At 60.6% G+C, this 23082-nt stretch carries 20 protein-coding genes; 12 read left to right on the top strand and 8 right to left on the bottom strand.

Annotated features, from left to right (window positions below; translation table 11 throughout):
* Positions 1–103 precede the first annotated feature (103 nt).
* The 3 genes from ACP146_RS20830 (at position 104) to ACP146_RS20820 (ending at position 4122) form a co-directional block, all read left to right on the top strand.
* On the top strand, positions 104–1093 hold the full coding sequence (locus ACP146_RS20830) for a TAXI family TRAP transporter solute-binding subunit (RefSeq protein WP_422368680.1): 990 nt from the start codon (positions 104–106) through the stop codon (positions 1091–1093).
* 159 nt (positions 1094–1252) lie between these two features.
* A complete protein-coding gene (locus ACP146_RS20825) occupies positions 1253–3181 on the top strand; it encodes a TRAP transporter permease (RefSeq protein ID WP_422368679.1) in 1929 nt (642 codons plus the stop codon).
* Between the two features lie 20 nt (positions 3182–3201).
* Positions 3202–4122, top strand: a complete 921-nt coding sequence (locus tag ACP146_RS20820; RefSeq protein ID WP_422368678.1) for an NAD(P)-dependent oxidoreductase — start codon at positions 3202–3204, stop codon at positions 4120–4122.
* 12 nt (positions 4123–4134) lie between these two features.
* Here the strand turns inward: ACP146_RS20820 and dapA are convergent, their stop codons facing one another.
* The gene (dapA, locus tag ACP146_RS20815; RefSeq protein WP_422368677.1) at positions 4135–5052 is read right to left on the bottom strand and encodes a 4-hydroxy-tetrahydrodipicolinate synthase; all 918 of its coding nucleotides are present in this window, start codon (positions 5050–5052) and stop codon (positions 4135–4137) included.
* An 89-nt stretch (positions 5053–5141) separates the two neighbouring features.
* Positions 5142–6362, bottom strand: a complete 1221-nt coding sequence (locus ACP146_RS20810; protein WP_422368676.1) for an NAD(P)/FAD-dependent oxidoreductase — start codon at positions 6360–6362, stop codon at positions 5142–5144.
* Positions 6363–6448: 86 nt separating this feature from the next.
* On the opposite strand from ACP146_RS20810, the gene ACP146_RS20805 reads away from it, so the two are divergent.
* From ACP146_RS20805 to ACP146_RS20795, 3 genes are all read left to right on the top strand, one after another.
* A complete protein-coding gene (locus tag ACP146_RS20805; protein WP_422368675.1) occupies positions 6449–6754 on the top strand; it encodes a (2Fe-2S)-binding protein in 306 nt (101 codons plus the stop codon).
* The gene (locus ACP146_RS20800) at positions 6751–8160 is read left to right on the top strand and encodes an NAD(P)/FAD-dependent oxidoreductase (protein ID WP_422368674.1); all 1410 of its coding nucleotides are present in this window, start codon (positions 6751–6753) and stop codon (positions 8158–8160) included. The genes ACP146_RS20805 and ACP146_RS20800 overlap by 4 nt, the downstream gene beginning before the upstream one ends.
* Positions 8161–8349: 189 nt before the next feature.
* Positions 8350–9582 carry an MFS transporter gene (locus ACP146_RS20795; protein ID WP_422368673.1) on the top strand — a complete coding sequence of 411 codons (1233 nt, stop codon included), beginning with the start codon at positions 8350–8352 and terminating at the stop codon, positions 9580–9582.
* Here ACP146_RS20795 and ACP146_RS20790 read toward each other — a convergent pair.
* Positions 9497–10114 carry a DUF3363 domain-containing protein gene (locus tag ACP146_RS20790; RefSeq protein ID WP_422368672.1) on the bottom strand — a complete coding sequence of 206 codons (618 nt, stop codon included), beginning with the start codon at positions 10112–10114 and terminating at the stop codon, positions 9497–9499. The genes ACP146_RS20795 and ACP146_RS20790 overlap by 86 nt on opposite strands.
* A 738-nt stretch (positions 10115–10852) precedes the next feature.
* Here ACP146_RS20790 and ACP146_RS20785 point away from each other — a divergent pair.
* Positions 10853–12832: a methyl-accepting chemotaxis protein gene (locus ACP146_RS20785; RefSeq protein ID WP_422368671.1), complete on the top strand. Its 1980-nt coding sequence runs from the start codon at positions 10853–10855 to the stop codon at positions 12830–12832.
* 203 nt (positions 12833–13035) lie between these two features.
* Here the strand turns inward: ACP146_RS20785 and ACP146_RS20780 are convergent, their stop codons facing one another.
* The 5 genes from ACP146_RS20780 to ACP146_RS20760 are packed head-to-tail and all read right to left on the bottom strand — an operon-like array spanning position 13036 to position 17195.
* Positions 13036–13365, bottom strand: a complete 330-nt coding sequence (locus ACP146_RS20780) for a transposase (protein WP_422368670.1) — start codon at positions 13363–13365, stop codon at positions 13036–13038.
* Positions 13366–13381: 16 nt separating this feature from the next.
* The gene (locus ACP146_RS20775; protein ID WP_422368669.1) at positions 13382–14686 is read right to left on the bottom strand and encodes an aminotransferase class V-fold PLP-dependent enzyme; all 1305 of its coding nucleotides are present in this window, start codon (positions 14684–14686) and stop codon (positions 13382–13384) included.
* Positions 14683–15144 (bottom strand): PaaI family thioesterase, encoded by a 462-nt coding sequence (locus ACP146_RS20770; protein WP_422368668.1) that lies wholly within the window; start codon positions 15142–15144, stop codon positions 14683–14685. The genes ACP146_RS20775 and ACP146_RS20770 overlap by 4 nt, the downstream gene beginning before the upstream one ends.
* Positions 15144–15929: an enoyl-CoA hydratase gene (locus tag ACP146_RS20765; RefSeq protein WP_422368667.1), complete on the bottom strand. Its 786-nt coding sequence runs from the start codon at positions 15927–15929 to the stop codon at positions 15144–15146. The genes ACP146_RS20770 and ACP146_RS20765 overlap by 1 nt, the downstream gene beginning before the upstream one ends.
* Positions 15930–15944: 15 nt before the next feature.
* On the bottom strand, positions 15945–17195 hold the full coding sequence (locus tag ACP146_RS20760; protein WP_422368666.1) for a CaiB/BaiF CoA transferase family protein: 1251 nt from the start codon (positions 17193–17195) through the stop codon (positions 15945–15947).
* Between the two features lie 167 nt (positions 17196–17362).
* Here ACP146_RS20760 and ACP146_RS20755 point away from each other — a divergent pair, with 167 nt between their 5' ends.
* The 5 genes from ACP146_RS20755 to ACP146_RS20735 all read left to right on the top strand — a co-directional run bounded on the left by ACP146_RS20755 (position 17363) and on the right by ACP146_RS20735 (position 22272).
* A complete protein-coding gene (locus ACP146_RS20755; RefSeq protein ID WP_422368665.1) occupies positions 17363–18043 on the top strand; it encodes a GntR family transcriptional regulator in 681 nt (226 codons plus the stop codon).
* Positions 18044–18130: 87 nt separating this feature from the next.
* Positions 18131–19126, top strand: coding sequence for a Bug family tripartite tricarboxylate transporter substrate binding protein (locus ACP146_RS20750; RefSeq protein ID WP_422368664.1), 996 nt, complete (start codon positions 18131–18133; stop codon positions 19124–19126).
* Entirely contained in the window at positions 19126–19632 is a 507-nt protein-coding gene (locus ACP146_RS20745; RefSeq protein WP_425032969.1) for a tripartite tricarboxylate transporter TctB family protein, read from the top strand. Before ACP146_RS20750 ends, ACP146_RS20745 begins: the two co-directional genes overlap by 1 nt.
* Positions 19633–19681: 49 nt before the next feature.
* Positions 19682–21172 (top strand): tripartite tricarboxylate transporter permease, encoded by a 1491-nt coding sequence (locus ACP146_RS20740; RefSeq protein WP_422368662.1) that lies wholly within the window; start codon positions 19682–19684, stop codon positions 21170–21172.
* Complete coding sequence (locus tag ACP146_RS20735; RefSeq protein ID WP_422368661.1) at positions 21172–22272, top strand: mandelate racemase/muconate lactonizing enzyme family protein; 1101 nt, start codon at positions 21172–21174, stop codon at positions 22270–22272. The genes ACP146_RS20740 and ACP146_RS20735 overlap by 1 nt, the downstream gene beginning before the upstream one ends.
* The last annotated feature ends 810 nt before the right edge of the window (positions 22273–23082 follow it).

Genomic DNA, 23082 nt, shown 5'->3' with positions numbered 1-23082 from the left:
GTTATCGTGTGCAATGGGAGGCTGTCCTCTGCGGATCTTTGGTAGAGGCCGCTTGATAAGAACGGGTGGTGTGACTTCACCGTCCAGCAAAAGGGGAGAAGAAATGTCCTATTCACCTACCTTGGATTCCATCTCCAGGGCCGCAGCAGCGGCTATCGCCCTGCTGGCCGGCGTCACCGCTGGAAGCGTCGCCGTCGATGCGAAAGAGCGCTACACGTTTCTGACGTCGGCGCCGGGCGGATCGTGGTACCCGATGGCCGCCGGCGTCGTGGAGATTCTCAACGAGAAGATGGAAGACGTGACTTGGTCGCTCGAAGGTGGCGCGGGATTCATCAACAATACTACGCTGGCCCAGGGCAACATCGAATGCGCTTGGGTGTCGACGGACGGCATGCATCTGGCGCGTGCCGGCGAACCTCCGTTTGAGTCAGCCCAGGACCAGTCAGCGTTCCGCGGCGTGGTCATGCTCCCGCCGAGCGAGAGCCACTGGGTCGTGTTGGCCGACAGCGGGATCGAGTCGATTGGGGATCTTAAAGGCAAGCGTGTCGCGATCGGCGAACGGGGTTCGTCAGCGAATGCGCGCGGTCTGCTGATGCTCTCTCTCTACGGGATCGGTCCAGATGATATCCGGACTGAGTACATTGCCGAGAAGCAAGCCACCAAGGCGCTGACCGACGGCCGAATTGACGCTTTCATCGAGTTCATCTCCCATCCGGCGCCGCCGGTCCTGGAGCTTTCCAATGTCCAGGAAATCAGACTGCTGGAACTCGAACCCGAGAAGGTTGAAATGCTGCGGGGCCGGTATCCCTACTTCGTGCCCGTCTCGATACCGGCTGGCACCTATCCCGGAGTGGGCGGCGAGACTGTGGGCTTCGGGATACCCGGGTCGTGGATGTGCCTCGATCGCGTACCCGAGGACGTCGTCTACCAGATGGTCAAATTCACCTTCGAGAACAAGGCGCGGCTGATCGCTGTTCATCCGGCCTTCAATAAGCTGAACATCAATCTCGCGAAGGAACTGGAGCAGGCCACCGGGCATTCGATCCATCCGGGTGCCGAACGCTATTATCGTGAGATCGGTCTTATCAAATAACGCACCGCGTCTTCAGATAAGAACTCGGTAAGATCGCGGACGACGAAGAGAAAAGGCATAGCGTCTCTTCGTCGTCCTCCGCTGCGGTGATCGCCTCTTGCGGCGCATCACACGGGCATTGGCTGCCTTTGGTTAAGCCCTCACGAGACGGAAATCGGCATGGATATCCCGGCGGAATTGGAATCGCGGAATGACCTCGCAAGTCGGACGCTGCGCGTAGCGATCATATCCATCGCAGTTGCCTACTCGCTGTTCCATCTTTGGCTCGGTGGGGTCGGGCTGATGTCGGCGGATGCAGCACGGCACCTCAATCTGATGGGCACAATTGTCCTGATCATTCTCCTGCGGCCCCTGCATGCTGGGACACCTAGACACTGGTCCTTTGCCATCGATCTGGTCTTGGTCGGGCTCGCCGTCGCGGTGCACGTCTATCTCGAGATCGAGTCCGATGCGCTCTTGGGCCGGATTGGTATCCCCAATATCGCTGACAAAGTCATTGGCGGCATCGCCATTCTCCTGGTTTTCGAGATCGTGCGTCGGGCCATTGGTACCGCGCTCGTCATCACGGTTGGTGTCTTCGTTCTCTATGCCGTCTACGGAAACCTTATCCCAGGATACTGGGGGCATCGCGGCTATGGGCCGAACGAGTTGATCAGCCGCATGTTCATGTCGACGGAGGGCATATACGGCTCGCCACTCGGCGTGGTCGTCGAATTTGTGGTCCTCTTTGTGCTGTTCGGCGCCTTCCTGCAGAAGACTGGTGCGGGTCAGTTTTTCATTGACCTCGCCCGGAGCCTGACCGGAAGAATGTGCGGCGGCGCCGCGAAGACAGCGGTTCTTGCCAGCGCCTTCATGGGCTCGATCGTCGGGAGTTCGTCGGCCAACGTCGTCACAACCGGATCAATTACCATCCCCTTGATGAAGAAGGAGGGGATGCCGGCGCATGCTGCCGCTGGAACGGAAGCGGCGTCTTCCGTCGGCGGGCTCTTGCTGCCGCCAATCATGGGCGGGGCGGCCTTCCTGCTGGTTTCCCTCACAGGCATCCCTTATGCCGAGGTCGCCAAGGCGGCAGCACTACCAGCTCTCCTCTACTTCGTCGGCGTCTACGCCAACGTCCATTTCTACGCATCCAAGATCGGCCTCAAGCCGAACCCGCTTCCTGGCGACTACTGGGTCAATCTCGGTCGTGTTCTGCTGCGCGGCTTGCCGTTTCTGGTCCCGCTCAGCTTGATGGTTGGCATGCTGATCGGCGGATACTCCGCGACATACGCCGGGTTTTTCTCCATCTTGGCGATGATCGCGACTTCGTTTCTGAGGAAGGAGACGCGGCTTACACCTGCTGGCTTCATCGAGGCGCTGGAGATGGGGGCCCGCTTTGCGCTTCCGGTTGCGGCTGCTTGTGCCTGCGTCGGCATGGTGATCAGTGTTGTCGATCTCACCGGAATAGGCGTCAAGTTCTCCAGCTTCATGCTCGACGGCACAGGCGGCAGCCTGTTCCTCGCAATCTGCCTTGTCGGACTTGTTTCTCTCGTTCTTGGCATTGAACTGCCGGTCAGCGCCGCCTACCTTATTGTTGCGATCCTCTGCGCTCCGGCGCTGGTCGATCTGGGCCTTCCAGTGCTGACCGCGCACCTGATCGTGCTGTGGTTTGCCGTCGATTCGGCGGTGACGCCACCAGTTTGTGTCACATCATATGTGGCGGCGGGCGTCGGCAAGGCGCCGCCATTCCGAACGGCGCTCTTTGGCTGGAAGATGGCGAAGGGTCTCTACATCATTCCGTTCCTGATGGCCTATACGTCGATCACACTGGATGGTACTTTCCTCGACATCGTCATGGCGGTGCTTACAGGTGCAACCGGCCTCATCGCCATGGCGGCAGCGTGGGAAGGATACTTGGTGATACGGGCCACGCTGTTGGAACGTCTTATACTTGTCGTTTCTGTGGTCAGTAGCATTGACCCGCAAGGGCCGACCGACTTCCTCGGTTTTGCTGCGTTCGGGTTCGTCCTGGTATCGCAGTTTGTGCGCCGCTCGCGACTGCAGGAGGCTCAGCCCGTGCAATCGCAGTCCCAGTCGTCAGGCAATTGAGGGATGATCGGCGCCCGGTCGTGGCGTTGGTCGATGACCCGCGCTCGGCCTTTCCCCTTGGAGACGCGCTTCAAGAAGACTTCGAGATCGTATGGTTGCGGGAGCGTTACCGCCCGGCCACGATGGCTGCAAAAGACGTCCTAGCGCTTGTCACTACGACGAACGCCGGCGCGGACGCTGCCTTGATCGACGCTTTCCCGGCACTTGAACTTGTTGCTGTGGCGGGGGGGCATGTCGACCGGATCGACAGCGCCTGCCTGGCTGCGCGTGGCATTCCCTTATGTGCTACGCCGGGCCTGTCCGCTGGTGATGTGGCGGACTTTGCGATGGCCCTTATACTGGCCAGCCTCCGGGGCCTTTGCATTGGCGACAGGCTGGTCCGTGCGGGGCACTGGGGCCACACGGTGCCGCCATTGGGGCGGAGTCTTCCCGGTACACGGCTGGGCATTCTCGGTTTGGGAAGTATTGGGGGGCAGTTGGCGCTACGCGCCGCCGCCTTCGGCATGGATATCGCTTATAGCGGACCAAGGCACAAGCCGAATACTCCCTGGCCATTCATTGGCGATCTTGCGCGGCTGGCGGGATCATCCGACGTGCTGGCCGTCACCTGCCGAAGCGGCCCCAAAACCCGGGGAATCATCGATGGAGATGTGTTGAACCTACTCGGCCCCTCAGCGGTGCTCGTCAGCATTGCGCGCGGCGCGGTCGATCAAACTGCTCTGATCGAAGCTCTGGCCGATGACAGGCTCGGCGGCGCCGCACTTGACGTGGTGGCCGACGAACCGAATGCACCAGCTGTCCTGAGGCGTGATCCGCGAGTCATCGTGACGCCGCATATGGCGTCCAAGACCGCCCGGGCAAAGACAGCTTCGGCCAGCCTGATCCGTGACAACCTGCGTGCGCATTTCGCGGGACAGCGCCTGCTGACGCCTGTTCTGTGACCCTTGCCTGCTTCAAGCGGCCACCTTTGGCGCGAAGCCGATGTCGCGCAGCCGGCCGGTGAAAGCATCAAGATCGGCCCCCTTCATGGTGCGCAGCGGCGGACGGGGAAAGCCGCCCGGCCGGCCTAGAAACCGCATCGCGTCCTTTATTGTGGCGGGCGACGTTCCGGCCGAGTGAAACAGTGCCTCGCCGAGAAGGAAGAGTTGCCGCTGCACCTCTAGACCGCGCTTACGGTCGCCGGCCTGAGCAAGCTCGAACAGTTGCGCGGCCACCGGTCCTGCGACCTGCTGCAGCCCATCGACAAACCCGGCCGCGCCAATTGTGATACCGGCGTATCCGAACAGGCGCGACGGACCGACGAACACGGCCAGCTTCGGTCCGGCGGTATGGAGCAGATGGACGATGCGCGTGAAGTCGCCCAGGCTGTCCTTGATGGCTGAGACTCTCGCAACGGACATCAGTTCAAGAACAATCTCCGGCGTCAGGTCGACCTGCGCGCGCGCGGGGTTGTTGTAGGCCATCATCGGCAAGTCGACGGCGTCGGCGACACGTTTGAAGTGCTCGATAAGGTCACTTTCGATTGGCCTCATGAAGTATGGTGGCTCGATCATGATCCCGTCAACGCCGGCCGCTGCGGCGGCCTTACTGTGGCCAATGACCTCGGCGGTGGCGATCCCACCTGTTCCCGCGATGACGGGAATGCGGCCGTCAACCTCCTCGACGGCGATTTCGATGACGCGGGCACGTTCCGCCCCGGACATCAGATGCGCTTCCCCGTTGTGACCGGCGATAACGAGACCGTGCGAGCCCTCATCGACGGTCAGCCTTACGTTTTCACGCAGCGCCCGCTCATCGAGATCGCCGTCGATGGTGAACGGTGTAACGATTGCCGGAAAGCTGCCGCGCCAGCCAGGACCGGAATGAGTCATCAATTGGAACCTCCACGATAGAGCCTGCCAGGACTGATTTCCCGGCACCTGGGCTGAATTATGTGGGACCCGGCAGTCGCTTGCAATCATCAAGTGGTTGCTAAAGCTACTTCATTATTGTCCGCCTGTATCTCAGTGAAGCGATCGGGGTCGGCAGCGGTGAGGTCAACCGCCGGCGAACGCCCGGCCGCCAGGTCGGCGATCAAAGCACCAGTGATCACAGACAACGAAATCCCGTCGCCATCATGGCCCGTGGCCACCAGCAGATTGTTGAGCCGTCGGCTGCGGCCGATCAGCGGGCGGCCGTCAGGGACATGCGGTCGCAGCCCGACAAAGCAACGAAGGATCGGAACATCGACGAGCGCCGGAAGCCGAAGTGCCGCGGCGGATAGGATCGCGCTGATCCCCGCTTCGCTGCTCGTCCGGTCGAACCCGGCGAAGGCGCGCGTGGTGCCCAGGGCCACCTGGCCCTCACCGGTCATGTGGATGCCCAGGCCTCCGCCCATTTGCATCAGTGGGTCGCTCGAGCGTTCCGCAACCTTTGGGTCGTTCTTCGCGATCATGCTGCCGGCGGTCATGACATAATGTTCGACGAGCTGTCGCACCCGCGCTGTCACTGCAACCTCGCCGCGCCGCGGCACCACGCGCAGGTCCAGCCCGACGAGGGCGCCGAGTTCAGCACTCCATGCCCCGACGGCAAACACATACTGTTCAGCGTCGATGTGCCCCGCCGTGGTTTCGATGCCCGTGATCTGACCATTTGTTACATCGACATGGATCGGCCGCACGCCAAAAAGCGGCCGAACCCCGAGCGCGATGGCCCGTTGTGCGAGCGCGAGATTCATCAGGTAGGGATTCACAACCTGTTCGTCTTCGCAACGCAGTGCGCCGACTAGGTCGCCGCACAAATGGGGCTCGCGGTTGCGGACGTCGTTTCGATTCAGATAGTCAAGCCGGAACCCGAGTTCGGCAGCCGCCTTTTGGGTGCGTTCGAGAGCCGGCTTTTCCGCCTCGTGCTCAATCAGGATCAGGGTCGGGCTCTGACGGTACTCCACCGGTTGATGCAGATCGCCAACAATCTCGGGATAAAGCGCTTTGCTGGCGACCGCGAGATCGAGCACCAAGCCCGGTTTCTTGGTCGAAACGGCAATGAGACCCGAACAGGCGCCCGATGTACCCGCCGTTGGAGAGGCGGCATCGACGAGGATGACATCGAAGCCCTGCCTTACAAGTGCATGCGCGCAAGCCGAGCCCACAGCGCCAGCTCCAATGACGGCAATGTCGGCCTTTACCGTCGTCCCGTCAGGCACTTCGCTTCTCCCCTATCTGCGATGTTGCTTTCCCACACTATCATCCAAATAATGACGGCGATCCAATCAAAGCCGGAGAGCAGACGATGACCGAACCGCGATTTCGGGCCACGCAGACCGATACGCCGCTTATTGACGTAGTAGTAAATAACACTACTATTAGCGTTCATAAAGGGCAAAATCTGGCGGCGGCCTTGCTGAGTACCGGGATCGACGCGTTTCACTGTTCGGCCCGTCTGCACGAGCCTCGTGGGCCGTTCTGCTTCATGGGGAGCTGCTTCCAATGCGTGGCAACCGTGGATGATCGCAGCAATATCCGCACGTGCCGAACGCCAGTGCGCGCCGGGATGCGGGTGGAGATCGACGCTATGGCCATGAAGGACAGGGTATGACCCAGGCGCAGGTGCAGGTGGTTGTCGTCGGTGCTGGGCCGGCCGGGCTCTCGGCCGTGCAGCGGCTTGCCCGGCGTGGCGTTCGGTCTGTGCTGGTCGACGATAACCTGGATGCAGGAGGCCAGACCTGGCGGGCAGGACCTGGATCGCTTGCCGACGCGGCTGGCACAAAGGCCCGCGCCGCTCTGCACGCTCGCTCGGCGCTTGTCGACCATCGCGCGGTGCATGAAGTGGTGGCCCTGTTCCCGCCCCGGAAGCTCTGGGTGGTCACGCATGACGGCAGCCATCAGGAGCTTGAACCGGACGTATTGATCCTCGCGCCCGGCGCCCTTGAAGTGCATATCCCGGTCCCCGGCTGGACCTTGCCGGGCGTCTATGGCGTGGGCGCTATTCAGGCGCTTGCCAAGGGCACCGGGGTGGTGCCCAAGGGTCCGGTCGTTATCGCCGGTGCCGGCCCGCTGATCCGTCTCGTCGCCGCTCAGCTGGCTGATGCGGGGACCGAGGTGGTCGCCGTCGTTGACGCAGCCGGTCCGCCAGGGCCGCGGACGCTTGCGGCAATGTCGACAGCGCCGAGACTGTTGGCGCGGGGAATCCGCTTTGAGCGTGCTCTCCAGCGGCACGGTATCCCGCTGTTCCGCCGTCACGCGATCAGCAGGATTGAAGGCGACGGCAGGGCCGAGCATGTGTTGCTCACGCGTCTCGACAACGCATGGTCTCCGGTGGCGGGCGAAGAGCGGCGCATCGCCGCGTCGACGGTCGGCCTGGGCTTCGGGGTCCGGCCGAACCTCGAGCTCGCGCTGCTTGCGGGATGCGCGCATCGCTATCTTCCTCTTTACGGCGGGTGGGTGCCGGAGCGGGACGATCACTTCGAAACAACCGTGCCGGGCGTGTTCGTGGTGGGCGACGGCGGAGGGATCGAAGGCGTCGAATCGGCCGACGCTCAGGGCCTCATCGCGGCTGAGGCTGTTGCCGACCGGCTCGGTGCGGTACCTGGCGATCCGGCACCAGTGGCCGCGGCGCGACGGCGTCGCGCCCGGCTACAGCGTTTCCGCAAGGGCCTGGCAGAATGGTCCAATCCGCAACCGGGGCTCTACGGGCTGTGTCAGGCCGACACGATCGTCTGCCGCTGCGAGGACGTGACCGCCGGTGAGATTACCCGCGCGGCCGAATGGGGCGGCGCGACCGCCCACGTTGTCAAGATGGCCACTCGTGCGGGCATGGGCCTCTGTCAGGGGCGCACTTGTGCGGCTGCGGTCCAAGCACTTATCGCCCGCGCAGGCGGTGTGTCACCTCAGGATCTTGTTCCGCCATCGCGTCGTCCTCCGCTCCGGCCAACTGCCCTTGGCAGTTTGATCGGCAGGAGCGCTACCGGGAATGCAGCGCTTTATCGGAAAGAGACGCCGTGATTTGGGCGAAGCAGGTACGCAACGTAAACGGGGGCGAGAAGCTGGTTCTCTTCGCAGCGGAACCTGCCGCCAAAGACCCTGGATGACGCAGCTCAAGCAGGACTGGTAAGATGGGGCGGCGAAACCCGTTTGCAGAAGAGTTCAGACGCGAAGCGACTCTTTTTGCCTTAAAAGGCAGCCGGTAAGCCGGTGTCGGAAAGAGACCGCCCGGCCGAACTCCGCAAACCCGTGAACGGTGCGCTGGAATGGCTCCGGAAAAGGCCGCTAGTCGCAATCGCTGGGTTCTTCTTCATAATGGGGACGATGGGGACGCGGCCGCTGGTACCGCTCTTCTCAATCACGCTCGAGATCGGTCCCGGAGAGATCGGCGTGCTGGTTGCGGTTTACTCGTTCGTCCCGCTGCTCATGGCTGTGGCGGTGGGCAAATGGATGGACACCCACGGAACGCGTAACATTCTGCTCGCGAGTGCCGTGATCGGCGGCGCCGGGCTGATAATACCCCATGTCTTTCCCAGCCGCGAAGGCATGTATCTCTCGCAGCTCATCACAGGCAGCGGTTGGACGGTGTTTATCCTCGCCGCGCAGAAGAACATCGGCGGGATGGAGAACGACGCCTGGTCGCGAGAAAAGAATGTCGCTGTCTTCAGTCTGGGCATGGCGCTCGGCAGCTTCTTCGGCCCGCTGATTGGCGGCGTCATGGGTGACTATATCGGCTACGACTGGGCGTTCCTCACCCTGGGCCTGATCGTTCTGATCGCGTTCTTCGTTCTGCTGCCGCTCCCGCCCGTCGGCATCACAAAAGTCACCCATGTCCCGACTCCCTCGTCCTCTAATCCGCTGAAGATATTCGGCTATCATCGTTACATGGGCCGGGCCTTTCTGATCAGTTCGCTAATCCTCATGGCGAAGGACATGTATGTCGCCTATTTCCCGCTCTACGCCTACGCACTTGGCGTCTCGGCGTCCTGGGTCGGCATTATCATCGCTATCCAAAATGGCGGCGGTGTGATCATGCGGGTCTTTCTGCTTCCGCTGGTCAAGACGTTCGGAAAGAACAAGGTCGTCGTGTGCTCGATCCTCTTCAGCGGAATCTTCTTCCTGACCATTCCGTTTTCCGAAAGCCTTGTCGCGCTCACGCTGGTCTCGCTGGCGATCGGGCTCGGGCTCGGACTTGGACAGCCCCTGTCGATCACGACTACGATCAATCTCTCACCACCTGACAAGGTGGGCGAGGTGCTTGGGTTCCGCCTGTCCTGCAACCGTCTCACGCAGGTTGTTACACCACTCATGTTCGGCGGTGTCGTTCTGTTCACCGGTGTCGCCGGGACGTTCTGGATCATTGGGCTGATCTTGACGGTGGGCTGCATGAAGCTGCGGATTCCGGCCGAGGAGGCGACTGTGACACCCTCCGATAAGTCCTGAGTCGCCAAACCGCCAGAAAGGTCGGGTGGCGTTGCCGGTCGAGCAGGCGGCAATTGCAGCGAGCTGGTGGCAGCCCGCCGCTGTGAAAATGGCCGTAGGGGAGCTTGAGCGACTGAAGACGCTGGACACGCCGCGCCGTCGCGGGCGTGGTCTTGGCCTTCTCGTAGAGGCCGCCATTGTCGCGGGCCTGCTCGGCGATGTTGCGGTCGGCGGGGCGGGGAGGGGCCTCGGCGCGGCCGACTTCGACAATGCTGCCGACCGTGATCCCCTCACCGGCCGCCTCGGTCATCTCGGCATAGTGGATCCGTCCGTCCGCACCGTCGATGACGAGGTGCAGCCGGCCGGTCAGTTCGTCGCCCGCCAGCCCCTTGCCCACCACCCTGCCGACGGCCGGTGGCTGTGTATCCAAGCCCCTATGGATCACATAGCTTTGGGGATCGCGCGCGAGGCCCTGTCCGGTCATCGCCCGGTGCATGGTCTTGATGATATCGCCGCGCTCGCCGGCCACCACAAGCGGCTCAAGTCGACCCAATTCGGTTCTTCGTGGTTGGAACCCCACTGTCAAATTTCGGATCGCAGATCGGTCGTCCGCTGGTAGGAGTATTCCAGCCGTGATCGACCGCCGGACATGCTGGTCATGCAACCAGCGGGAGAAAGGACGAATAGGTGGCGTCGAATGCGGAAAGTGGTGATCGACGTTTTCGAAATCTCGTCGAAGGCGCAAGTTATGGCACTCATGTTCACGCGAACGGTAAGCCAAAGCTCGCCAATCAAATGTTGGCGCAGATCTCCGGCTGCGATAGCCCCGATGATTCTCTTACTCTTGAGAGTATAGGTGAGCTCGCGGTGCCGCACGAGTGGGATCGTCTTTGGTAGATCAAAAGAGCGTTGTTGCGCGGCGAAGATGTATCGAGCCACTATGAGTATCAAGGTCAGCGCCGGGGCGGATCACTCATTTGGCTCGATAGCTTCGGTTGGATGCTGACGTAGGGCGATGAGCCGGTGGCTCAGGTCCCCGCGAGCTGCTCCGCACGCTCCCAGCACTGGCAGTGAGACTGTATTTGCCGCATCGGCTGCTCGGCTGTCCGCGCGTCAACCCAAAATGGTCCTCACCGGTGGTTTATAGCCAAATAAAATAATCTAATTAACTAGCATAAATTTATATTACATTAGCAAATTTAGTCTATTCGTCTGTGACTGGTCTACATGGAAGAGCAGCTTACACCGATATCTGGTCTCTGCTTTTTGCTTCGAGTTCAAGGATTTAACCATGATCGTCTCACGTCTTCAGGACACGCTGAACCAATTTAAAGTCTCATTTCGGGTTTTGATGCTTTCGATATTGAGCATCGCCTCGGTCACCATCTTGGCTGCCGTGTATTTGTTTGGCGATTTCGCGATGCAGGGAGCCTTTGACGCCCAAACTCAGCACGGGCGGCTGGCGCAGTCTGCGCAACAGTTAGAGAACGGCACCCTGCAAATGCGGCGGCGCGAGAAAGACTTCTTTCTCCGGCGCGATCTGAAGTACGCCGAGAAGTATGAGCAGGACACAGCCAAAGTCCTCGATTCGCTGAATGAGATGGCAAACATGGACGTTGCCGCGCCTATTCAGGAAGAACTGACCCGCTTGCAAGATGGTATCGCCGCCCATGTCGAACAGTTTCGGAAGGTTGTTGCGCTTCAAGAGCGACTTGGCCTTGATGAGAAGAGTGGGCTTCAAGGCACCCTTCGGGGGGCCGTACATGCGGTCGAGACCAAGCTCAAAGAAGCCAATCTTCAGGCGCTGACTATCAAAATGCTGATGATGCGCCGCCACGAGAAGGATTTCATGCTGCGCGGTGCAGAGAAATACATCGGCCGTATCGACGAACGGCGCCAGGAGTTCGACGCCCTCCTTGTCACGGCGCCGCTGCCCCGTGCCTTCAAGGAAGAAGTATCGGTCCTGATGGACGAGTATCAAAAGGGCTTTCATGCTTGGGCGGAAGGTTATTTGCTCTTACAAAGTGAAGCTCCGGTATTGAGCGAGATTTTTGCTCGCATGCAAGGCGACTTCGACCGTACCTTTACCGTTGCCGCCGAAGGTCTGACTTCAGCGGAGGCTTCGCTCGAATCGACGCGCGGTCTGGTCCGCATTGTCTTTTTGGCATTCGGACTGGCGATTCTGGGAAGTGCTGTCGCTCTTGGTCTTTTAATCGGCCGCAGCATCAGCCAGCCGTTGCAGAACATGACCCAGGTGATGACGGCGCTCGCAAAGGGCGACACCACCCAAGAAATCCCTTCCATGGAGTACAAGGACGAGATTGGCGACATCGCCCGGGCCGTTCTCGTGTTCAAGGAAAACAGTATCGAGCGTGAGCGGCTGGAAGCTGAACAGAGCGAACAGCGAGCAGCGCAGGAAAAGCGGGCACGGTCTATCCAGACGATGATCGACAACTTCGATACCGTGGTTGGCCAAGTCCTTGAGTCGGTGGCTTCGGCTTCATCGCAACTTGACGATACGGCCAAAGCAATGACCAATACGGCTGACAAAACAAGCCAGCGATCCAGTTCTGCCGCGAAAGCTGCCGCCGCCGCATCGTCGAATGTTCAGACAGTCGCCGCAGCGTCGGAGGAATTGCACAGCGCAATTGCAGAGATTGGGCGCCAGGTTACCCAGTCGACCGACGTTTCTCTTCAAGCCAAAGAAGAGGCGACCCGGACCAGCGAGACAATGGGGGCGTTGGCCGACGCAGCAGACAAGATCGGCGCCGTGGTCAATCTGATCCAAGATATTGCCGAGCAGACCAACCTGCTGGCCCTCAACGCCACTATCGAGGCGGCGCGGGCCGGCGATGCCGGAAAAGGCTTTGCAGTGGTGGCCGGCGAGGTCAAGTCCTTGGCGAACCAAACCGCCAAGGCGACCGAAGAGATCAGCCAGCAAATCGCGGCAATGCAAAGTTCCACTGGACAGGCTGTGACTGCGATCCAGACCGTGAACGGGACCATTGAGCAAATAGCCGAAATCGCGACGGCGATTTCGAGCGCCGTGGAGGAACAGGGCGCCGCCACGCATGAGATTTCGAAGAATGTGCAAGAGGCCTCCAAAGGCACTTCAGAGGTGACCGACAACATCTCGGACGTCGATGCCGCAACTGATGAAACTAATCAGGCGGCGAATCAAGTAACGACCCTGGCTTCGGAACTCACCACCCAAGCCGACAAGCTTCGCTGCGAGATCGAAGGTTTCCTGGGCTCGGTCAAAGCCGCATGAGCGGTTTTGACCGAGGGTGTTGCGGGGGTTGGAGATGTTCAATGCCAAAACTCTCTAACTCAACATCTGGAACCGGTTAAAGGGGGCAGGTCACCAAGGGTGGGCGCCGCACGGCCCCGCGACCGATATAAACACCCGATCTCGTGCCGGGTTTTGGTAGTGTCCATAATCTTGCGCACTTTTTCGGCTGTTGGCTGATATGGTCAGGTGGTTCCCCTATGCTGCTTGAGTAAATCCATGTTTATATAGCGCTTGAGGGACCATTTGGTGTCGGCGATGTACCTCAACTTGGCCGCAGCCAGGTTGAGGGCTGATTGGCGCTCGGGGAAGATCCCGACTACGCGAGACCGGCGCTGGATCTCTCTCACGATGCGCTCGAGTGAATTGTTGGTCTTCAGCTTGATCCAGTGCTGGTCAGGGAAAGCATTGAAGCGGAAAGTCTCGGCGATATAGCTCTCCACCAGTTCGGGCGCCTTGGAGAGTTTCTTGGCCTTCAGTGCGGCAACGACCTCCGCGGTCTGGCCGTGCGGCATTGTCTGCCAGTGAGACTCAATCGTGTCCCTTGGCGGCGGGCATATCGGCGATATCGTGCATAGCGGCCAGGAACTGCTCTACCTCGTGTTCGGTGTTGTAGTGGCACATCGACACCCTGATGCAGGAAGCAAGCCCCAGTGGGCGCAGGATGTTACCGGAGTAGTGGTCGTCCTTGCGCGTGTGCACCCGGATACCGTTCTCGCGCAGGCGTGCCACAACATCTTCTGAAGCTTCTCCGTCGACAACCATCGAGACAAGGCCTTCGCGGCGTGGATTGTCGACACCGCCGATGATCTGAACGCGCGGCATGTCAGCCAGTCCCTTAAGGTTCCCGGTGCCGTACAGCATCGCGTCTGTCAGCCGCTTCTCGTGGGTATGAATCGCTTCTCCGGCAGCCTGGATACGCGCCCGCGGGTCGGCGGAAGCGGTGAAGTGCCCACCGAGCCATTCGAAATAGCGCACGACCTCCGAAAACGTCGCATAAGCGCCGGTGTCTCTCGTGCCAAGTTCCCAGGGTGCGCCCGGTGCGTCCAGCAGGTGGTCGTGGGGCAGGGCGGCCATCCGGTCCGATATCCAGGCCAACCCGTAACCATGACGCGAGAACACTTTGTAGGGGGAGATGACATAGCTGTCGATATCGTAGCTGTCGATATCCAGCCGTCCGTGGGCGGCGTGCTGAATGCCATCGACGATGATGAAGCAGTCCGGTGCGACAGCCCGGATTGCTTCGGATATCGCGGCAACGTCCACCGACATTCCGGTGACGGGCGAGGTATGCAGGATCGTGGCGACGCGGGTGTCGCGGGTGAGGTAGGGCAGGTAAGCCTTCGGCTCTACAGATCCGCTGTCCGGGTCATGGGGCGCGACAAAATAGTTCTTGCCGGTTTGGTGCGTCCCGCGGTCGCAGGCGCTGCGCGTAGCCGGATGCTCCAGCGAGCTGCCGACGACCCGGCCACCCTCAGGGCTGCCGAGGCAAGCGGCCCTGATCAGCCGGAACAACAGCTCGGTTCCGCTCTCGCCCACAAAGATCTGACCCTCGGGCGCGTTGAAGAAAACCCGCGTCTCGCGCTTGGCTTCGTCGATGATCGACTGAAGCGCGTGGGATGCCGGGTTGTCCCGTCCCTGATTGTCCGGGATGGCGGCCATTTCGGCGGACTTTGAAACCACGGCATTGAGGGTAAGGGCGCCACCGGCGTTTTCGAAGAAAACGCGCGGGCCGTCGAACGGGCAACAGTCCACATGGGCAAAGCGGCTGCGAATCTCATCGATGAGGCCTGGTTCGATTTCCACTGTCTCTTTACCCTGCTGCACTACGGTCACGGCATTTTCCACGTTGCCGTCGCAAGCGCGGCAAGCTTGCCATCTTCGCTCCAGAGACGACTTTCCATGAAGGAGATACTACGCCCCCGGCGGGTGAAGCGGCCTTCGCAAGTGGCCTGACCGGTGGGCACCGGGCGCATGAATTGAATCTTCAGCTCGATCGTCGCCCCGGCGCCGGCCACTTTTTTGACGAGATGGCCCATCGAGATATCCATCGCGCTGGCCATCGCGCCGCCGTGCAGACTGCCCTGCGGGTTCATCACCATTTCACTGACCGGGAAGGTCACGCGGCAAACCTCTTTTTCTTCATCTGCTGCGTCCTCTGGCAGATATTCGAACGACAGGCCCAGATAGCGGGCCAGAAAGAAGGTTTCGAATTCCTGGCTGTGTTCGGCCAGTGCGGTTTCGAAATGGGCGCGCGCTGCGTCGGCGTCGATCCGCCGGGATTTGGATTCCATTATGAACCCACGAACTGGGGCGTGCGCTTTTCCATGAAAGCGCGGCGACCCTCGATATAGTCGGCGCTGTCGAAACACCCCTTCACCCGCTGTTCGCAGGCGGCGAGATCGCGGGCACTCTCGTCCTTGAGCGTCTCACCGACGATGAACTTCACCGAACCGACGGTCATCGGGGCATTCGCAGCGATCATTGCCGCCGTCTCCTCGGCAGTCTGCTTCACGGCGTTGTCCGGTACGATCCGGTTGACGAGGCCCATGATGCGGGCCTCCTCGGCGTTGAAGCGACGGGCGGTGAAGAAGATCTCCTTCGCGAAAGCGGGGCCTACGACATTGACCAGGCGGTTGATCCCGGGAAAGCCGTAGCCGAGGCCAAGCTTTGCTGCCGGAATGGCGAATTGCGAGCCTTCGCCGCAGATCCGAAGATCGCAACACAATGCCAGCGCGACGCCGCCGCCGACGCAGAATCCGTCAATCTGCGCGATTGTCGGTTTCGGAAACGCCTCGACCGCAGTGTAGACGCGCTTTGTTGTCGTGTTGTAATGGGTGACGGCCTCTTCGCTGGCGCGCTCGCTTTCGAATTTTGAGATATCTGCGCCTGACACGAATGCCCTGCCGCCCGCGCCGGAGAGAATGAGAATGCGCACCGCGGGGTCCTCGGCGAAGGCTTTCAATGCCTTTTCGACTGCTTCCCACATCTCCAGGGAAACCGCGTTACGTTTTTCGGGCTGGTTGAAGATGATCCGGGCGATCTCTCCGTTTTGTTCCGTCAGTATCTTGTCGGTCATGGAAGTCTGTCCCGTTTAGATCGCGCCATCGCGCTTCATGTTCTTTATGTCATCCTCGGTGTAGCCGAGTTCGGCAAGAATCCTGTTGTTGTCGTCGCCGGCCTTGGGCGGCGGGGCGGTAATTCGGCTTGGCGTCCGGCTCATAATGATCGGCTGGCCGATCAAATGGGTGTTGCCACGTTCATGGCTCGTGACCGGCTGGGCAAGGCCCAGGTGGTGGACCTGCGGATCCCGAAACACCTGACCGATGTCGTTGATTTCGCCCGCAGGAACGCCTGCTGCGTTCATGATCTCTATCCATTCGGCGGTGGACTTCGACTCTGTGATTGCCTCGATGTCGGCGCCAAGGGCGTCGCGGTTTTCCGACCGGGCGGCGGCGGTCCTGAAGCGTTCGTCGGTTGTCCAGTCTTCGCGCATCAGCGCTTTCGCGAAGCGTTTCCAGATTTCTTCGCCTGCGACCGCAAGGTTCATATGGCCGTCGCTGGTACGGAACACGCCCGTCGGGATCGAGGTCGGGTGATTGTTGCCGGCCTGTTTCGGCACCTCGTTGTCGACAAGATAGCGCGCACCCTGGAAGTCCAGCATGAAGACTTGTGCCTGTAGCAGAGAGGTCTGAACCCACTGACCTTGCTGGGACACCGCCCGCTCGAGCAGGGCAAGCAGAATACCTTGTGCCGCCAGAAGCCCCGCACAGAGATCGGCGATTGGGATGCCCACCCGCATCGGTCCCTCGCCGGGCTTTCCGGTGATCGACATCAGTCCACCCATGCCCTGGGCAATCTGGTCGAAGCCGGGGCGGTCCGCGTAGGGTCCATCCTGGCCGAACCCGGAAATCGAGGCGTAGACGAGGCCGGGATTGCTTGCCGCAAGCGTGTCGTAGTCGATGCACAAGCGTTTTTTTACCCCGGGCCGGAAGTTCTCGACCACCACATCGGCGGTGTCGGCAAGCCGTCGGAACGCCGCGTTACCGGCGGGCGATTTCAGGTTCAGCGTCAGGCTCCGCTTGTTGCGGTGGAGATTCTGGAAGTCGGGTCCGCTGCGCGGACCGCCCAGCTGTGCGCTATCGGCCGGCGCTTCGATCTTGATGACATCGGCACCCCAATCGGCAAGCTGCCGCACGCAGGTCGGTCCCGAGCGCACGCGGGTCAGATCAAGAACCCGGATGTTCTGGAGCGCCGTGCTGGACGGTGGCGTTCGGGGCGAATCCCGCACTGCTTTCATCTCTACGCCATCTTCCGCTTGGTTTGCGGCCGTCGGATTGGTCATCAGCATTCTCCGGCCTCGGTATGGGCTCCCCAATTAATAGGCATTGCCAATTATGTTGACAATATAAATGTTAATGTTGACAAAAAAGAAGGAACGGCGCTTTCTATGGTGTCATGACAACGTCACCCACATCCATCGGCGCAAGGCGCGAGACGCTTGCCGGAGAGGTGCGCTCCGAGATCGAGCGCCGGATTCTCGCTGGCGAGCTCGAACCCGGCCAGAAGCTCAATGAGGTCGTGCTGGCAAACCTGATGGGGGTAAGCCGCGGCACGGTGCGCGAGGCGATCCGCTCGCTTGCAGATTCAGGTCTTATCGTCCTGGTCGCCAACCGGGGCGCCTTCGTGCATCGGCTCACAGTGGACGATATCCGCAATCTCTACGATCTTCGGGGTGCAATCTTTGCCATGGGTTGCGCAGCGGTGGCGCGGTGGATGGCCAGAGACAGCACCCGTGACGAAGCGCTGATCGCGGCGTTGCAGAAAAACCTCGAAGACATGCGCAAGGCCTATGACCGAGACGACCGTCCGGCGTACTACGATTTGAACATTGCTTTTCACGACATGATTCTTGCGGGTGCGCAGAATCCGAAGGCCAAGGGTGCCTACGACGGGCTGGTCAAGGAGATGCACCTTTTCCGCCGCCGCGGGCTTTCCGTTTCAATGAACATCGCCCAGTCGATCAACGAACATGCCGCCATCGTGGCCGCCATCACGGCGGGCGATCCGGGCGCGGCGCGGGATGCGGCGACGCATCACGTCGAGTCAGGTCTCGCGCGCTTCCTGAAGACGCTTTCTGACGGCGCCGTTGCAGAGGAGCGCCCCGAAACCGATATCGCGAGGTCGAGCTAGGATTGCAATAAAGCCGCCGGCCCATGTCGCGCAGATCAAAACAAGGCCCGTAGAACAAAGGCCGTTCGTTCACTAAGGGAGGAAAACATGAAGGACTTATCGAACCCCACGCGCCGAGATTTCCTTGGCCTTGCCGCCGCAGCTGGCGGCGTCGTCGGCGGTGTATCCCTACCCCATGCCGCTTTCGCTCAGGAGGCGTTTCCCAGCAAGACGCTGAACGTCGTCACCCATGCCGGACCCGGTGGCGGGACGGACATCACGACAAGGATGATGATGCTGCGCGCACGCCGCATTTTTAAGCAGGACATGGTTGTCGTCAGCAAGCGTGGGGGCAGCGGCGCAGCGGCGTTGATGTATGCCAACGGACAAGCACGTGATGGCTACACTTTTCTGACCATCACGCAGAGCCACATCTTCCAGATTATTCAGAAGAAGGTGCCTTTGACCATCGACCAGGTCGTCGGCATCGCCCGCGCGACCGACGATCCGACGGTGATTGCAGTACCCACGAAAAGCCCGATTAGTTCGCTGCAAGACGTGATCCGTGCCTCCGCCGAGGTCGATGGTGGCCTCAAGTGGGGCACGACCTTTGCTGGCGGAGCCGACCATGTCGGCATCCACAATTTCTGCAAGAAGGCAGACAACGTTCCCTATACGATCGTGCCGTTCCAGGGTGGGGGCGATATTGTAACCAGCTTGGTGGGCGGCAATGTCGACGTAGCGATCCTTAACTACGCCGAAGGGGAAAGCCAGTTCGACGCAGGCGATCTGAAACCAGTCGTCGCGCTGTCTGCAGAGCGCATTGCCGGGATTCCGGACGTGCCGACAGCGGCCGAGCAGGGGGTCGAGGCCTACGCCTCCACGGTGCGTGGCTTTGCCGCGCTTTCGGGGGTGCCGGAGGATCGTATGAAGATCCTTCAGGACGGCCTCGTCAGCGCAATGAAGCACTCGGCCTATCAGAGCTACCTTGAAAGCGGCGGCATGACCTCGGCTTCGGTCGTCGGCATGGATGAGTGGAACGCCCATATCGAGCGTATATTCGTTGAGAGCGAGACAGCTCTTAAGGAACTCGGCCTGATCTGATGAGCGCGGAAACGGAGAGCGGGCGGCCTGTGGGAACAGGCCGTCTGCCGCGCGACTTCCTGGTCGGTGCCGTGCTGTTGGCGTTTTGTGCGGGCACCTATTGGGTGTCTCTGGGGATCGCAGAGGCGCCGGCGGCGCTTGCGCAGAACGTACAGCCTGCAACCTTTCCAAGGCTCGTCCTGGCGATCATTGCTGCACTGACGGTATTGATGATGGCTTTGGGATTCAGGCGGGTCGAGCCGGCGCGGCGTACGCCGAAACTCGTCATGCTGATGACGGTGGCGCTTATGATCGCCTTCGTCACTGCTTTCGGAACGCTTGGATCTTTGGCGGCGATGATGCTGTTTTGCCTGGTGATGCCTGTTGTCTGGGGAGAAAGGCTGTCGGCAAAGCTTGTCGTTTATGCTCTGACCTTCCCGCTGACGGTTTATCTGATCTTCGATGTCGGGCTCGGAGTCTATTTTCCACCTGGTGTGATCGAAAATCTCATCGATTCAATTATCTGAAAGCCGGCGCTGATCGAACGGGGCGGGCAGAGTAAGGACGACAACGCGGATGGAGGCTTTTCTTACAGCGCTATCGGGGTTCTCCGATCCCTATCTCCTGGGTGTCGTGGTCCTTGGAACCCTTGGCGGCGTCCTGGTGGGGGCGATGCCTGGGCTGAGTTCAACCATGGCGACGGCATTGCTGCTGCCGTTCACGCTCACCATGGAACCGGTCGCCGCAATTGCTCTGCTGTCTGCGCTTTACTGCGCCGGAACCTTCGGCGGCTCGATCACAGCGATCCTGGTGAACGCGCCAGGTGCACCGCCGGCGGCGGCCACGGCCTTCGACGGCTATCCGCTGGCGCAGAAAGGCTTTGCCGGAAAGGCTTTGGGTCTTGCGGCTGTTTCAAGCGTGATCGGCGGCATTTTTTCGGTCATCGTGTTGATTGTCGCCGCGCCGCTGCTATCGCGTGTCGCCTATAATTTCGGCCCGCCGGAATACTTCGCGCTGGCGGTGTTCGGCCTGTCGATGCTGGCCACCATCAGCGGCGAAAGCGCGCTTAAGAACCTTATCGGTGGCGCCATCGGTGTTCTGATTGCAACGGTCGGTATGGATTTCACCACCGGGGTCGAGCGCTTCACCTTCGGCAATTGGGCTTTGTCGGAAGGTATTCACTTCATCCCGGTGATGATCGGGCTCTTTGCAGGGGCGGAGTTCATCAAGCAGTCCGGCAAACTGGATCAAAAGCGATTCAGAGTGCCGTTGGACGCGGTAATGCTACCCACATACCAAGACATCAAAACCTGTCTAAGTACTATTGCGCGGTCTTGCGGTATCGGATCGTTCATTGGACTTTTGCCGGCCGAAGGCGGCACAGTGGCAGCGATGATGGGCTACAACGAAGCAAAGCGCTTTGCCAAGGACAAGTCGCAGTTCGGCAAAGGTGATCTGCGGGGAATCGCGGGGCCCGAGGCTGCAAACAACGCTGCAACCGGTGCGGCGATGGTGCCCACGCTGGCGCTGGGGATCCCCGGCAGCGCAACCACGGCCATCATCCTTGGCGCACTCTTGGTGCACGGGCTGCGCCCCGGACCTCATCTCTTCACCGAGCAGCCGACACTGCTTTACTCAATCTTCCTGGCAATGCTGATCGCCAATTTCGCCTTCGCGGCTTTTGGGTTCATCGGCGCCAAGGTTTTTGCACGCATCACCCTGATCCCGATCGAGTACCTTTGGCCCGCAGTGTTCATCCTGGCCTGTGTTGGTTCTTATGCTCTTGAACAAGCGATGCTGGATATCTGGGTCATGATCATCGCCGGTGTCCTGGGCTTCATCATGCAGCGCTTCGGATTTTCGGCGGCCCCGATTATCATGGGGCTGATCCTTGGCAAGCTTGTAGAAGGAACGCTCAAGCAGTCGCTGATCATTTTCGATCATTCCTGGTTCGGTTTTCTTGAGCGGCCGATTGTGTTGATCTTCCTGTCTCTGACATTACTCTCCATGTCACTACCTTTGATAAGTGAGATGCGTGCCCGGCGGCGATCAGCGCCGGAAAGCTGATGGTGGGCATTGCGGCTATCGAGGCTAGGGTCCACCGGCCACCCGCCGCGGCCGACGACCCTGAACCCTATGCAGGTGAGGATAGCTTCGTGTTTGTGCGGCTGCGATTAAGGCTGTCGGACGGGTGCGAAGGCGAGGGCTACACCGGCAGGTTCCTGGCGCCCGAAGTAGCACACTTTCTGAACGGTTCGATCGCAGAAATGCTGGCCGGATGTGACCCAATGGTTGATACGGACCTTGTGTCGATCCTGATGCGGCGCTTCAATCCGCGGCACATGACCGGTGTCGTGATCTCGGCACTTTCGGCGCTCGATATCGCGTTGCATGATCTCCGCGCCAAGGCGATGGGTATTCCACTTGCAGCATTGCTCGGAGGGCGTAGGGCCGCTGCGCCGGTGCACGTGACCTGCGGGTTTCCAGCGCTCGATACCGAAGCGCTGGCTGCTTCCTGTGCGAAGGCGATAGAGGACGGTGCTGCCGGGGTGAAGGTGCTTGTTGCCGCCAAGGACCGCAGTGTTGCGGAGGATGTGGACAGGGTGCGTGCAGTGCGGGCGGCGATCGGCGACCGGGCAGATCTGATCGTCGACGCCAATTGTGGTTATGATCTGCTTGCTGCACGTGACTTTCAAGAACAGACAGCGGACCTGGGGCTGGCATGGTTCGAGGAGCCTGTGCATGGTAACGATCCATGCGCGCTGGCGGCGCTGGCAGGGGACAACATCCATCCGATCGGGGCCGGGCAGATGGAGCAGTCGGAGGATCGGTTTCGTCAGTTCGAGGCCGCGGGGGTGTCGGTGTTGCAGCCGAACGCGGTGTTCGCCGGTGGGATCGGGGCCGCAATCGCGGTCGCTCAACAAGCCCGGCGGAGCGGTCGGACGGTCAGCCCGGCGGGCGGTTGGGATATCGTGAATATCCATTGGATGTGCGGCGCCGTCGATCGGGGGCCCGTGGAGTCGCATCGCGCACAAAACCGCATCACGAGGCTGATAGCAGGAGGCGCGCCGTCGCTGCCGATCGCCGATGGCTGTCTTGTCCCGCCAAGTGGTGTAGGGTTGGGCCTTTTGCCGGATGAAGCTGCGCTTGCTGGCTGTGCCCTGTGAGGCGGGGAAGCAAAGGCGATGCGCTTCTTCGACGCTCTCGCGGTGATCGGGTTGTCGCGGCTGCTCAGAGATCGAACGTTCAGCCATCTGGCGCTGGGCTGCCACCTATGTCACGCAGCCAGAAGTGCCCCTTACGGGTAACAGCGGGCATAGACGACGGCACGTATGGATCTAGTTCCTTCTTGCTCTGATCGCGGGCCGGGTATCCGATCCTGCCGTAGATACGCTGCCATGATGAGCGCAACTTCATCGCCCCGTCGATGTCCCGGGGCAGTGTCAACTCGGACTGTTGGATGTTCATGCGGATCGGGGCAGGGGTGCCCGCTATGCCGGGCAACGATGTAGCCGCGCCCTTCGAAACGGAAAATCAGGTTCTCCGCGTTGAGCATCCGCAGCACTTTTTGGACGGGTGCGCGACTGGTGCCAAAAAAAATTGGCCATCGGCCCTTCAGGCAGCACCAGCCCCTCGGGACGCTCACCGGCTTCCAGGTGATCGCTTAGAGTCTTTCGGGTGCCTTCGGGTCCGTGCCCTTCGGATTGTTTACTTTGTGGTCGGGCAGCATCCGGTCGGTTGCCGCAAATTTCCAGCTTTTTGCGAACGAAGGCCGGGTGGCTGTGCCACTGTCGGGATCTCTTGATTCAGGGAGAGCTAGGCATGAGGGGAGAAAAGAATTGGCCGCACTCTAATGCGGTCGCTCCGTTCCCGCCAGCATCCCAAACCAGCACAACCGGTGCTTGATCCTAAAATCTTAGATTGCATACGAAGATCGTTTCTCGTCTCTGTGATTCAAACTGAGACCGTTAGGGTTA

This window comes from Pelagibius sp. (assembly GCF_965249265.1).
Lineage (GTDB): Bacteria > Pseudomonadota > Alphaproteobacteria > Kiloniellales > Kiloniellaceae > Pelagibius.
Note: the sequence above shows the minus strand (reverse complement) of the source record. Positions and strands in the feature narration are given on the sequence as shown.

Coding starts and splice junctions, on each gene's coding strand:
- ACP146_RS20800 (WP_422368674.1), top strand. CDS start 6,751: ATGACCCAGGCGCAGGTGCAGGTGGTTGTCGTCGGTGCTGGGCCGGCC.
- ACP146_RS20805 (WP_422368675.1), top strand. CDS start 6,449: ATGACCGAACCGCGATTTCGGGCCACGCAGACCGATACGCCGCTTATT.
- ACP146_RS20780 (WP_422368670.1), bottom strand. CDS start 13,365: ATGCCGCACGGCCAGACCGCGGAGGTCGTTGCCGCACTGAAGGCCAAG.
- ACP146_RS20830 (WP_422368680.1), top strand. CDS start 104: ATGTCCTATTCACCTACCTTGGATTCCATCTCCAGGGCCGCAGCAGCG.
- ACP146_RS20785 (WP_422368671.1), top strand. CDS start 10,853: ATGATCGTCTCACGTCTTCAGGACACGCTGAACCAATTTAAAGTCTCA.
- ACP146_RS20770 (WP_422368668.1), bottom strand. CDS start 15,144: ATGGAATCCAAATCCCGGCGGATCGACGCCGACGCAGCGCGCGCCCAT.
- ACP146_RS20750 (WP_422368664.1), top strand. CDS start 18,131: ATGAAGGACTTATCGAACCCCACGCGCCGAGATTTCCTTGGCCTTGCC.
- dapA (WP_422368677.1), bottom strand. CDS start 5,052: ATGACTCATTCCGGTCCTGGCTGGCGCGGCAGCTTTCCGGCAATCGTT.
- ACP146_RS20760 (WP_422368666.1), bottom strand. CDS start 17,195: ATGACCAATCCGACGGCCGCAAACCAAGCGGAAGATGGCGTAGAGATG.
- ACP146_RS20825 (WP_422368679.1), top strand. CDS start 1,253: ATGGATATCCCGGCGGAATTGGAATCGCGGAATGACCTCGCAAGTCGG.
- ACP146_RS20740 (WP_422368662.1), top strand. CDS start 19,682: ATGGAGGCTTTTCTTACAGCGCTATCGGGGTTCTCCGATCCCTATCTC.
- ACP146_RS20745 (WP_425032969.1), top strand. CDS start 19,126: ATGAGCGCGGAAACGGAGAGCGGGCGGCCTGTGGGAACAGGCCGTCTG.
- ACP146_RS20735 (WP_422368661.1), top strand. CDS start 21,172: ATGGTGGGCATTGCGGCTATCGAGGCTAGGGTCCACCGGCCACCCGCC.
- ACP146_RS20765 (WP_422368667.1), bottom strand. CDS start 15,929: ATGACCGACAAGATACTGACGGAACAAAACGGAGAGATCGCCCGGATC.